Raw genomic sequence first — 11,053 nt, 5'->3', positions numbered from 1 at the left:
TCCAGGTGGGCCAGCTTCGAGACTTCGGAGCAGAGTTTTCCGACGTCCGGGTCACCGGCGACGTCCGGCCAGCAGCCTGATCGCCACCAGCGTCACCAGCTGCACGGACGTGTAAGGCAGCGCCAGCAGGCCGAGGTTGACGAAGTCCCCGACCGCGCCCCGCGGGTCGGCCACCAGGTCGACCGGCGCGTACCACTGCCCGTCCCGGACCATCCCGGCCACCACCGGCAGCGCCACCACGCACGGCAACCACACCAGCAACACCCGCGCCGTTGGCGACCACCGCCGGGACGCGCCGACGATCACCGATCCGACCACGTACCCCACCGGTGGCACCGCGACGCCACCCAACAACAGCAGCGACAAGCCCACCAGATCCCACCGGCGCAACGGCTCGACACCCACGCCGCGGGCACTGCCCTCACCAGTGGCGGTGTCCACGATCTCCTCCGGAGTGCCCAACCGGTCCAGCACGGTGCGGATGTTGGCCTCCGACGGCGACTCGGGCAAAGACGTGCTGATCCACGAACCGATCTCCTCCACCAGCTCCGCCCGCCGCGACGGCGGCAACGACACCGCGCGCTGCCGCAAAGTCTCCAGGTACGACGAAATGAGCGGATGCTCCACGACCGACCTGTTCATCCCTGACCGCCCCCAGCGATGACCCAGGCAACCGACTCGCTCAACGGCGTCGGTCGCGCCCCCGCGCCAAGATCCCACCGCGCACCTGCCGCCGTCACCGCCGGCCACGGCAACACCGGCGAGCCGGGAGACGTGCGGGACCGCTGTTCCCGTGGGGCAAGAGGTGGAGAACGCCGGTCGGCGCGTGCCGACCGGCGTCGGGGTCAGTCCACCCGGCCCACGGCGGCGTAGCCGAGGCGGTGGGCGGGGCTGCCCGTGGCGATGTCGGTGTCCGCGTGCGGACGCCAGTCGGGCATCAGGGTGACGCCCGGCTCGACCAGGGTCATCCCCTCGAACAACGCCTCCACCCCCGCCCGGTCGCGCACGTAGAGCTGCTCGATCACGCCCCGGTACGCCTCCACCATGGCCCTGACCTGCACCTTGGTCTCCGGGTCGGCGCACTCGTCGGTCAACTGCGACAACGCGATGTGACTGCCCGGCGCGCACAGGTCGCGGTAGGACTTCATCAGGCCGACCGGGTCCTCGTGGTCGCCCACGAACACCATCACGCCGGTCATCATCACGCCCAGCGGCCGGCTCAGGTCGAGCACTTCCCGCACGCGCGGGTGGGCGAAGACCTCCTCGGGGCGGCGCGCGTCGGCCTCCACCATGACCGCGCCGGGGTTGGCGCGCAGGATGCGCCGGCCGAGCGCGACGGCGACCGGCTCGTAGTCGACGTAGACGACCTTGGCCCGCGGGTCGCGGGCCTGCGCGACCTCGTGCGTGTTGCCCGCGGTGGGCAGGCCGGAGCCCAGGTCGAGGAACTGGGTGATGCCCTGGTCGAGCAGGTAGGCCACGGCCCGCCGCAGGAAACCGCGGTTGAAGCGGGCGAGCATCTCCATGCCGGGCAGGACCGACTTGATGCGGTCCGCGCGCTCGCGGTCGGCGGGCAGGTTGAACGCGCCGCCCAGGTAGTAGTCGTAGATGCGGGCGATGTTGGGCGTCTCGGGATCCAGGTGCGCGGTCTCGGAAGCTGACACTGGTGCCGTCCTAAGGTGGGATGGATTCCGTGCGGAACGGTGGTGCCTCCCCGACAAAGGGCCCATGTTCGCGCACGTCACCGCCCTGACCGGCACAGGCGTCATCGGCATTCCCGATGGGTGCGGCCCCGCCCGGACGAGCGGGGCCGAACCCATCCGGCGCGACTACGGCGTCCGGCCCGTCAGCGCCACCACCCGGTCGATCAGCGGCGCGTCCGCCGGCACCCGCACCTCCGGCCCGAACAGCCCCATCGACCGCGCGGTCGGCGCGGTCCGCACCAGGTCGGCGTGGACGAACTCCAGCAGACCGCCGTCCCACGTCGGCGCCTGGCCGGTGGCCCGCGCCAGGTCCCAGGTGTGCACGACGACCTCGCCGAGCACCATCGCGCCGACGACCTCGGCGGGCATCGGGTCGGGGCCGCCGAGCGACGTCGTGCCGGTCCACGCCGACGGCTCGCCCCACGCGGCGGACCGGGCGCGCAGGCCGGCGGCCAGGTCGGCGGCCCAGTCGCCCGCGGTGAGGTCGACGTCGGCCTCCGACGGGGCCGGCGGCGGCACGGTCTCCTTGCGCGCCGCGCCGTCCAGGGACGGACCCCAGAACAGCAGGTGGTTCACGAGCTTGCGGACGTCGAACTCGGTGCACGGCGTCGGCGCGTCGAGCTGGTCGGGCCCGATGTTCCCGACGACCTCCAGCGCGGTCGCCACGGCTTTGTCGATCAACTGCTCACGGGACATGCGGGACACCGTAGGAACCGCCCGCCGCGGCTGTATTGAACGAACGCGACATACGCTCGGCGACGTGACCAGGGACGAGCGGGAGCTGGCGTGGCGGCGGCACCAGCGCCACGAGTTCCACCCGCCCTCGCCCGACCTGGCCGCCCACGTCGCCCGCTACTGGGTGGTCGAGTGGCGTTACGACCGGCCGTACCGGCAGCTGATCGTGCCCTACCCGAACGTCCACCTGACGTTCCACGCGGGCGGGGCCGTGCTGAGCGGGGTGTCCAGCGGGCACGTGGTCAAGGAGCTGGACGGCGAGGGCCGGGTCTTCGGCGTCGCCTTCCACCCGGGCGCGTTCCGGCCGTTCCTGCGCGCCCCGGTCCAGTCCATCACCGACCGGACGCTGCCCGCCTCCGCCGTCTTCGCCGACCTGCCCGAGCACGCCGACCTCGCCGCCGTGGAGGACGCGCTGCGCCGCCGGCTGCCCGAACCGGACCCGCGGGCGCGGCAGGCGGTGGAGGTGGTCGACCGGATCGCCCGCGACCCCCTGATCACCCGCGTCGACGTGCTGGCGCGTGAGGTCGGCGGCAGCGTCCGGGGCCTGCAGCGGCTGTTCGCCGAGCACGTCGGCGTCGGCCCGAAGTGGGTGATCCGCCGCTACCGCCTGCGCGAGGCCACCGAGCGGATGGCGGCGGGCGGCCGGATCGACTGGGCGGCGCTGGCCGCCGACCTGGGCTACGCCGACCAGTCGCACTTCGTCCGCGACTTCACCGCCATGTTCGGCGAGACGCCCACCCGGTACGCCGAGCGCTATCCGGGCACTCCCTCCGCCGACCGGCGCTGAGCCGATCGCAGTCACCCATAGGGCTGATCGCTCTAGCGGACGGACCCCGGTCGGTGCTCCGATCGACGGCACTCGCTGTCGACCAAGGTAGGGAGCGCGCCATGAACGACCTCGACGCCCAGCGTCCGTCGCCCCAACCGCAACAGGAGCAGGAGGAGCCCGTGGAACGGCAGAAGCCTGAGGTCCGCAAGCCTCTCACCGGTCTGGAGTGGCTGGTGCGCCAAGCCCAACGCCGCCGCGAGGAACGACCGTCGGGCCCGGCGCGGTGACCGCCCGCCGCTAGTCCGGCACCTCGCGCTGGAACGCCGCCCACAGCAGGTTCAACGGGTGGTCGGCCGGGAACTTCGCCCGCTCCTCCTTGCGGGCGAAGACCCCGACCAGGCGCTCCAGCTGCGGCTTGCGGTCGTTGGTCAGCTCGACCACCCGCAGCCCGGACCCCTCCCGCAGCTCGTTGTTCGCGGCCACCACGCCCAGGCCCGACGTGACGATCATGCAGCCCTCGACGAGCCCGGACCTCAGCAGCGACATGCCGTACTGGATCTCGTCGATTTCCGCCGCTATGTCCAGTTCGTTCCGGTAGTCCGGTCCGAACCACCCGCGCAGGAATTCCGCGATCAACCCGTCCCCGGGCACGACGAGGGGCAGCTTCGGCAACTCCCCGGTGCCGACGCTCGTGCCCAGCCGGCTCTCCGGCAGGTTCGTGAGCAGCGCCAACCCGCCCCGCCGCCACTCGATCACGTCGAACTCCTCGAACCCGCTGTTGCGACCCGCGTGCGTCACCACGCTCCCGCACACGATGTCGACCTCCTTGGACTCGAGGCTCGTCCAGATGTCCTTCGTGCGGATGTGCACGACCTTCAGCTCCACGTCCCGCCTGCGGAAGTCGTCCGCCACGTGGTGCCACGCCTTGGCCAGCGAGTCCAGCATGAACCGGGTCGTGCCCACGGTGAGCGTGGTGCCGAGCCTGCGCCGGCACTCGTGAATCGAATCCAGCCACTCGGTCAACGTGGTACGTGCCAATTCAACCAACGCCTCGCCGGTCGGCGTGATCAGCACGTCCTTTCCCCGGCCCTGCTTGACGACCAGCGGCTCGCCGCACAACGACTTGAAGTTGCGGTTCAACGTGTCGATCTGCTTCTGCACGCTGGACTGCTCCCGCCCGAGCACCCGCGCCGCGCGCAGCGCCGACCGCGTCTCGTGCACCGCGATCAAGGTCCTGAGCTGGTCCAACGTGGTGTCCATCAGCAGGGGCGAGGTGTGCAGGAGCCTGCTGAGCTGGTTGCCCGCGGGCAGTCGCAGTTGGGCCGAGGTCGACATGCAGGGCCTCTCGGGTCGGGGCGTGATGTTCTACCGATTAGTTGTACTGAACTTGACCACAGTTCGTGCTGAAATTATCCGAAGATCTTGATGGATTTCCCTGGACAGGTATACGCGATCCGTAAGAGACTTCTGCCGCAACCAGGTGCGTGTTCACGTGGGAGCAATCAGGGGGGTATTGGGGGGTTGGGGGCCCGCCGGGCGGCAGCTCGGCGGGCCCCCACGTATTAACCTCACCCCCGTGACGGTTTCCACCCTGGACTGGGGCACGAAGTACCGGGTCACCGTGCTCGACCTCGGCCTCGCCTGCTGCGGCGTCGAGGTCATGGCCGCGCTCGAGGGCCACCGGCCCGAACACCTGGCCGCGCTGGGCGTCGACCCGGTGCGCTCGGCGGGTGAGGCCCACGTGCTCGTCGTCTCCGGCACGGTCACCGACGTCATGCTGCCCGCGGTGATCGCGAGCTACCAGGAGATGCCGGAACCCCGTTATGTGATCTCCGTCGGCGCGTGCAGCAACACCGGCGGCCCGTACTGGGACTCCTACAGCGTCACCAAGGGCATCGACCAGGCCCTGCCGGTGCACGTCGCCGTCCCGGGGTGCCCGCCACGACCCGAGGCGCTGCTCGACGGCCTCGCCGCGCTGCACCGGCTGGTGTCGTGAGCGCCGCCGCCGAGGCCCTGGCCTCCCGCATCCCCGACGCCCTGGTCAAGACGGCGTTCGGCCAGACGACCGCGCACGTGCCGCTGCCCGGCTGGCTCGCCGCCGCCCGGCACGCCCGCGACGAGCTGGGCTGCACGCAGTTCGACTGGCTCGGCGTCGAGGACGCCGGCCGGCCCGGCGCGGTCGGGCAGCGCCACGCCGTGCTGCTGCACGTGCTGGACCCCGGCACCAAGGACGGCGTGCTGCTGCGCACCGAACTGGGCCCGGACGACGCGCTGCCCAGCGTCGCCCCGCTCTGGGCGGGCGCGGCGTGGCACGAGCGCGAGGCCGCGGAGATGTTCGGCATCGCCCTCGCCGACGGCGAGCCGGCCCACCTGCTGCTCCCCGACGGCTTCAGCGGCCACCCGCTGCGCAAGGACTTCGTGCTGGCCTCCCGCGTGGTGCGCCCGTGGCCCGGCCGGCTCGAACCGGGCGAGGACGGCACGTCCGCGCCCAGCCGCAGGCGGGCCGCGCCGCCCGGCGTGCCGGACCCGTCGTGGGGACCGCGCCGCGAACCCGACCGGACGGAGGAGGACCGTGGCTGACCTGCCCCCGCGCACCCGCGGCGTCATCGCGCTGCTGGAGGCCAACTGCACGGTGTGCATGATCTGCGCCCGCGAGTGCCCCGACTGGTGCATCCACATCGACTCGCACACCGAGGTCGAGGAGCAGCCGGGGGACGCGGGCCCCGGCCGCGCCCGGCCGCGGGCGCGCAACGTGCTCGACCGGTTCGCCATCGACTACGGGCAGTGCCTGTACTGCGGCATCTGCGTCGAGGCGTGCCCGTTCGACGCCCTGCACTGGGCCCCGGACTTCTCCTACCCCGGCACGGGCGGCCCGGACGGGGACGGCGCGGTCGCCGAGCTGGTCCAGGAACGCGACGTGCTGGCCACCTGGGTCGCGCACGTGCCGCCACCGCCGCCGCTGGACGCCGGCGCCGAACCCGCCCCGGAGACCACCGCCACACGCCCGGCACGTCCCGGTACCGGAACCCCGCGCCGACCGGGCGCGTTGAGGGAGAGGACGTAGACCAGCCGGAGGCCCAGCGTGCACAAGCACTACAACGCGTTGAAGACCGCGTTGCTGCTCGCTGCGATGAGCGTGTTGATCGTGGCGATCAGCTCGCTGTTCGGGCGCACCGCCCTGGTCGTCGGGCTGCTGCTGGCCCTGGGCGTCAACGGCTACGCGTACTTCAACTCGGACAAGCTCGCGCTGCGCGCCATGCGCGCCCGGCCGGTGTCCGAGGTGGAGCAGCCCGCGCTGTACCGGATCGTCCGCGAGCTGGCCCGGAACGCGCGCCAGCCCATGCCGCGCCTGTACCTCAGCCCCACCATCGCGCCGAACGCGTTCGCCACCGGCCGCAACCCGCGCAACGCCGCCGTCTGCTGCACGACCGGCATCCTCGACCTGCTGGACGAGCGCGAGCTGCGCGCCGTGCTCGGGCACGAGCTGTCGCACGTCTACCACCGCGACATCCTGATCTCGTGCGTGGCGGGCGCGCTGGCGAGCGTGGTCAGCGCCCTGGCGAACCTGGCCGTCTTCGCGAGCGTCTTCGGCGGCGACGACGAGGACCGGCCCAACCCGTTCGCGATGCTGCTCATCGCGGTGCTCGGTCCCATCGCGGCGGGCATCGTGCGGATGGCCGTCAGCCGGTCCCGCGAGTACCAGGCCGACCAGTCCGGCGCGGAGCTGACCGGCGACCCGCTGGCGCTGGCCTCGGCGCTGCGCAAGATCGACGCGGGCACCCGGGCCGCGCCGCTGGCCCCGGAGCCCGCCGTGGTCGCCCAGTCGCACCTGCTGATCGCGAGCCCGTTCCGGGCGGGGGAGAACCTGGCCAGGCTGTTCGCCACGCACCCGCCGATCGCCGACCGGGTGCGCCGGCTGGAGGACCTGGCCCGCCGGCACTGAGCCCGGCGGCGGTCAGGCCCCCGCTTCGCGCGCCAGCCGCACCACGTACTCGCCGTAGGCCGAGTTCGGCATGGCCTGGCCCAGCGCGAGGCACTGGTCGGCGGTGATGTACCCCATCCGCAGGGCGATCTCCTCCAGGCAGGCGAAGCGGATGCCCTGGCGGTGCTCCAGCACCTGCACGAACTGGCCGGCTTCGAGCATCGCGTCGTTCGTGCCGGTGTCCAGCCACGCGAAGCCGCGGCCGAGGTCGACCAGCTTGGCGCGGCCCTGCCGCAGGTAGGTCAGGTTGACGTCGGTGATCTCCAGCTCGCCCCGGGCCGACGGCGTCAGCCCCTGCGCGATCTTCACCACGTCGTTGGAGTAGAGGTAGAGGCCGGTGATGGCGGTGTTCGACTTCGGCTCGGCCGGCTTCTCCTCGATCGAGACCAGCCGCCCGTCCCGGTCGACCTCGCCGACGCCGTAGCGCTGCGGGTCGCGGACGGGGTAGCCGAACAGGACGCAGCCGTCGACGTCCCGCACCTCCGACTGGAGCGTGCGGGAGAAGCCCTGGCCGTAGAAGATGTTGTCGCCCAGGATGAGGGCCACCTGGTCGTCGCCGATGAAGTCCGCGCCGATGACGAACGCCTCGGCCAGCCCGTTCGGCTGCGGCTGCTCGGCGTACTCGAAGCGGATGCCGAACTGCGAGCCGTCGCCCAGCAGCCGGCGGAACATCGGCAGGTCGTCGGGCGTGGAGATGACCAGGATCTCGCGGATGCCGGCCAGCATGAGCACCGAGATCGGGTAGTAGATCATCGGCTTGTCGTAGACGGGCAGCATCTGCTTCGACACCGCGTGCGTGATCGGGTGCAGCCGCGTGCCCGCGCCGCCTGCCAGGACAATGCCCTTCATCGGTCCTCTTCGCTGTAGTTCGGGTGTCGCCCGACCGGGCGCCGACGCGCGCCGACGGCGACCGGCTCGTCCTGACACCGGGCCACCCACGATGTCGGGCCCCGGTTGGCCGCCGTTACCGCCGGCGGCCCCTCACCGACTCCACCACGGCCCCGGCGATCACCGCAACGCGTAGTGATCGAGCACCCAGGCCGTGAACTCCGCCGGCGTGCGGCCCGCGTCGTCGGCCCGGATCGTGACGTTCGTCACCGACCTGCCGTCACGCCCGGCCGTCGCCACCCGCTGCTCCAGGGTGGCGCGGGGTCGCGGGGTCGCCACGCCGGCGCAGCCGTGCGCGCACCGTGCCCAGGTCGGCTTCGAGGTGGACGATCGCCGGTCGCCACCGCGGCCGCAGGAGCGCCGCTGCGGACACGTGGGTCGGCAGCGTGGAGGTGGTCGACGGCTTCGCGGAAGTCCTGCCACGCGGCGACGCGTGCGGCGGGTCGACCACCCGCCCCGGGCGCGCCCGGGGCCGGACGTCGCGGGGACGCTACCCGGCCCGGTCGCGCGGCGGACGGCGGTCAGAGCGGCGGCACGTGGTCGTCGTCACACGGCGCGAGGGGTCACCGGTAGTTGGTGAACTGCAGCGCGATGCCGAAGTCGGAGTTCTTCAGCAGCGCGATGACGTCCTGCAGGTGGTCCTTCTTCTTGCCGGAGATGCGCAGCTGGTCGCCCTGGATCTGGGCCTGCACGCCCTTCGGGCCCTCGTCGCGGACCTTCTTCGCGATCTCCTTGGCCTTCTCGCTCGAGATGCCCTGGACGATCGTGCCGGTCACCTTGAACACCTTGCCCGACGGGGTCGGGTCGCCGATCTCGAAGGCCTTCATCGAGATGCCGCGCTTGACCAGCTTCTCCTGGAAGACGTCGATCGCCGCCCGGCACCGCTCCTCGGTCTCGGACTGGAAGGTGATCGCCTCCTCGCCGGCCCAGGACACCTGGGTGCCCGTGCCGCGGAAGTCGAACCGGGTGCTCAGCTCCTTGGCGGCCTGGTTGAGCGCGTTGTCGACCTCCTGGCGGTCGACCTTGCTCACCACGTCGAACGACGGGTCTGCCACGTGCTCGCTACCTCCGCGTAGGTGGGGTCCGGAACTGCCCGGGAGCCTACCGGGGAACCCGGTTGCACACGTCCCCGCGGGCTTATGTATTGTCTCCACCGCACCCGGCACCGCCGGGGGCGGGGCGGGTTGCCCGAGCGGCCAATGGGAGCGGACTGTAAATCCGTCGCGAAAGCTACAGAGGTTCGAATCCTCTACCCGCCACAGCAGGACAAAAGCCCCTGTGACCAGCAAGAACCGGTCACAGGGGCTTTCTCGTGCAGTCCGGCCGTGTCCGGTCAGGACCGGCCTTCTACGGGCGTCTGTACCGAGGACGTACCGAAGTTCGCAGGGGGTCTACGCGGCACCCAGTCCGGCCTGGACTAGTTGGCGCGCTCGTTCCTCCCCTCCGTCGAGGCACTTCGCATAGACCCGCATCAGAACGTTGAGGCTGTGCCCGGCCCATTCGGCTACCCGCGGTGCCTCCACACCCGCATTCAGCCACGTCGAGACACAAGCGTGACGGAGGTCATACGGACGCTTCGCGAGTGGTGACGCCACCACGTCCGGCGTGAACGCTGCCTCACGCGCCAGCGCCCACACCCGACCGTAGGTCGAGCTGCCGATCCGGCCACCGCGCTCGGCGACGAACAGCAGCCCATTCGGCGCGGTGCCGAACCGGTCGAAGTGCTCATAGAGCAGCACCGCCAGTTCGGGCGAGAGCGGCACCGTGCGACCCTCTCCGTCCTCCCGGTGCTTCAGCCCTCGTTCCTCGCTGCGTCGGCCGCTGTCGGTCCACTCAGCGCCGATCTCGGGCGCTGCCTTGGCCAGGTGGATGTCACCCCACTGAGTGACTCGCCAGCGGCCTGCCTGGTCGTCCCACTCCCTCGGAGGCATGACTAGGTCACTGCGACGCACCACAGAGGCTTCCTCGGGACGCAGGGCCGCGAAGTACATGAGCCCGAAGAACGCCACGAGCTTGTGACCGGTCCGCCCGATGCCACCCACGGCCTGGAGCAGCGTCCGGGCCTGGACGGGGTTGGCCACCGACCGCCGATCGACTTGGTGGGCGACGTTCTTCCGCTTCTTCGTCGTCACCTCCTTCAGCGGGTTCGCACTCAGCAGCTCCTTCTCCACCGCGTAGTTCAGCGCGCTGCCGAGCGTGATCCGGCGCAGTCGGATCGTGTCCGGTGCTGCCCGCGTGCCGTCCAACTTCCGTTCGATATCCGCCAGCAGCGCACGCAGGACATCCGGTTTCGCCAAGTCGGCCACCGGCCGGGTGTTCTGCGAGAGCCACACCAGTGCCGCGGCTACGTCCGCTGGCTGCCGAGCATCGCGGCGGCTGGTGTTGAACGCCACCCGCATTGCCTTGCGGAGCACAGCCCCGTCTGGCCTGCCACGCGTCCCCGTGAGCAGCGCAGACGTGATGGGCGTCAAGGCGTCTGCAATCGTCCGGCGCTGTCCCGGTGAGGAGTCCCGCCACTTCATGTCCACGAACGAGCACGCGAACACGAACCACGACGACGTGGTGTTCGTCTTGCGCACCATCGACACCGGAAGTCCGCTGTCCCGGTCGAAAGCCTCGCCCTTGTTGGCTGCGCTCAGAAGCTCCGAGCGGAAGCTGGTCGCCAACGCTGACGTCCGGAACGGCTCCTTGAACCGCTTCCGTGCCACCGACCACTGCACCCAGTGCGTGGTCTTCCGCTTGCCCTTGTAGACGTCGATTGCATAAATGCGCACGTCATAGCTCGTGTCGGTCACGCGGCCACTTCCTGTCCGTCGAACCACGTGTCGATGTCTCGGCGGTCCAGCCGCAACTGACCGTTCGGAAGCTTCCGCACGCGCGGCGCGGTGCCCTTGGCCAACCAGTCGTAGAAGGTCGAACGGGCCACCTTGAACTCGGCGCAGAACTCGGCGACCGTCAGCAACTCACGTCGAGCCATGG

General features: G+C 71.1%; 15 protein-coding genes and 1 tRNA gene. 7 read left to right on the top strand and 9 right to left on the bottom strand.

Features of this window, described 5'->3' with window-relative positions:
- Nucleotides 1–51: 51 nt before the first annotated feature.
- The 3 genes from ACWEFJ_RS00515 to ACWEFJ_RS00505 form a co-directional block, all read right to left on the bottom strand.
- The gene (locus ACWEFJ_RS00515) at nt 52–627 is read right to left on the bottom strand and encodes an HAAS signaling domain-containing protein (RefSeq protein ID WP_449712489.1); all 576 of its coding nucleotides are present in this window, start codon (nt 625–627) and stop codon (nt 52–54) included.
- 218 nt (nt 628–845) lie between these two features.
- Nucleotides 846–1,661, bottom strand: a complete 816-nt coding sequence (locus ACWEFJ_RS00510; RefSeq protein ID WP_449712488.1) for an SAM-dependent methyltransferase — start codon at nt 1,659–1,661, stop codon at nt 846–848.
- 165 nt (nt 1,662–1,826) lie between these two features.
- On the bottom strand, nt 1,827–2,396 hold the full coding sequence (locus ACWEFJ_RS00505) for a TIGR03086 family metal-binding protein (protein WP_449712487.1): 570 nt from the start codon (nt 2,394–2,396) through the stop codon (nt 1,827–1,829).
- 64 nt (nt 2,397–2,460) lie between these two features.
- Here ACWEFJ_RS00505 and ACWEFJ_RS00500 point away from each other — a divergent pair, with 64 nt between their 5' ends.
- A complete protein-coding gene (locus ACWEFJ_RS00500; RefSeq protein ID WP_449712486.1) occupies nt 2,461–3,222 on the top strand; it encodes an AraC family transcriptional regulator in 762 nt (253 codons plus the stop codon).
- A 101-nt stretch (nt 3,223–3,323) separates the two neighbouring features.
- A complete protein-coding gene (locus tag ACWEFJ_RS00495; RefSeq protein WP_378087430.1) occupies nt 3,324–3,491 on the top strand; it encodes a hypothetical protein in 168 nt (55 codons plus the stop codon).
- A 10-nt stretch (nt 3,492–3,501) separates the two neighbouring features.
- On the opposite strand, the gene ACWEFJ_RS00490 is transcribed toward ACWEFJ_RS00495, so the two are convergent.
- A complete protein-coding gene (locus tag ACWEFJ_RS00490) occupies nt 3,502–4,539 on the bottom strand; it encodes a LysR family transcriptional regulator (protein WP_378087427.1) in 1,038 nt (345 codons plus the stop codon).
- A gap of 241 nt (nt 4,540–4,780) precedes the next feature.
- Between ACWEFJ_RS00490 and ACWEFJ_RS00485 the strand changes: the two genes are divergently transcribed.
- Genes ACWEFJ_RS00485 through htpX form a run of 4 tightly spaced genes read left to right on the top strand, consistent with a single transcriptional unit; the run spans nt 4,781 to nt 7,147 of the window.
- On the top strand, nt 4,781–5,200 hold the full coding sequence (locus ACWEFJ_RS00485; RefSeq protein WP_378087426.1) for an NADH-quinone oxidoreductase subunit B: 420 nt from the start codon (nt 4,781–4,783) through the stop codon (nt 5,198–5,200).
- Nucleotides 5,197–5,784 carry an NADH-quinone oxidoreductase subunit C gene (locus ACWEFJ_RS00480; RefSeq protein WP_449712485.1) on the top strand — a complete coding sequence of 196 codons (588 nt, stop codon included), beginning with the start codon at nt 5,197–5,199 and terminating at the stop codon, nt 5,782–5,784. Before ACWEFJ_RS00485 ends, ACWEFJ_RS00480 begins: the two co-directional genes overlap by 4 nt.
- On the top strand, nt 5,777–6,268 hold the full coding sequence (locus tag ACWEFJ_RS00475; RefSeq protein ID WP_378087422.1) for a 4Fe-4S binding protein: 492 nt from the start codon (nt 5,777–5,779) through the stop codon (nt 6,266–6,268). The genes ACWEFJ_RS00480 and ACWEFJ_RS00475 overlap by 8 nt, the downstream gene beginning before the upstream one ends.
- Before the next feature lie 18 nt (nt 6,269–6,286).
- Nucleotides 6,287–7,147 carry a zinc metalloprotease HtpX gene (htpX, locus tag ACWEFJ_RS00470; RefSeq protein WP_449712484.1) on the top strand — a complete coding sequence of 287 codons (861 nt, stop codon included), beginning with the start codon at nt 6,287–6,289 and terminating at the stop codon, nt 7,145–7,147.
- A gap of 12 nt (nt 7,148–7,159) precedes the next feature.
- On the opposite strand, the gene rfbA is transcribed toward htpX, so the two are convergent.
- The 3 genes from rfbA to ACWEFJ_RS00455 form a co-directional block, all read right to left on the bottom strand.
- Nucleotides 7,160–8,035: a glucose-1-phosphate thymidylyltransferase RfbA gene (gene rfbA, locus ACWEFJ_RS00465; protein ID WP_378087418.1), complete on the bottom strand. Its 876-nt coding sequence runs from the start codon at nt 8,033–8,035 to the stop codon at nt 7,160–7,162.
- 159 nt (nt 8,036–8,194) lie between these two features.
- Entirely contained in the window at nt 8,195–8,353 is a 159-nt protein-coding gene (locus tag ACWEFJ_RS00460) for a hypothetical protein (protein ID WP_449712483.1), read from the bottom strand.
- Between the two features lie 284 nt (nt 8,354–8,637).
- Entirely contained in the window at nt 8,638–9,129 is a 492-nt protein-coding gene (locus ACWEFJ_RS00455; RefSeq protein WP_378087416.1) for a YajQ family cyclic di-GMP-binding protein, read from the bottom strand.
- 123 nt (nt 9,130–9,252) lie between these two features.
- Between ACWEFJ_RS00455 and ACWEFJ_RS00450 the strand changes: the two genes are divergently transcribed.
- Nucleotides 9,253–9,333 (top strand) — tRNA-Tyr (locus tag ACWEFJ_RS00450).
- A 132-nt stretch (nt 9,334–9,465) separates the two neighbouring features.
- Here ACWEFJ_RS00450 and ACWEFJ_RS00445 read toward each other — a convergent pair.
- Nucleotides 9,466–10,869 carry a tyrosine-type recombinase/integrase gene (locus ACWEFJ_RS00445; protein ID WP_449712482.1) on the bottom strand — a complete coding sequence of 468 codons (1,404 nt, stop codon included), beginning with the start codon at nt 10,867–10,869 and terminating at the stop codon, nt 9,466–9,468.
- Nucleotides 10,866–11,051: a helix-turn-helix transcriptional regulator gene (locus ACWEFJ_RS00440; protein ID WP_141980258.1), complete on the bottom strand. Its 186-nt coding sequence runs from the start codon at nt 11,049–11,051 to the stop codon at nt 10,866–10,868. Before ACWEFJ_RS00440 ends, ACWEFJ_RS00445 begins: the two co-directional genes overlap by 4 nt.
- Nucleotides 11,052–11,053: the final 2 nt, after the last annotated feature.

Source organism: Actinosynnema sp. NPDC004786 (assembly GCF_053601135.1).
Note: the sequence above shows the minus strand (reverse complement) of the source record. Positions and strands in the feature narration are given on the sequence as shown.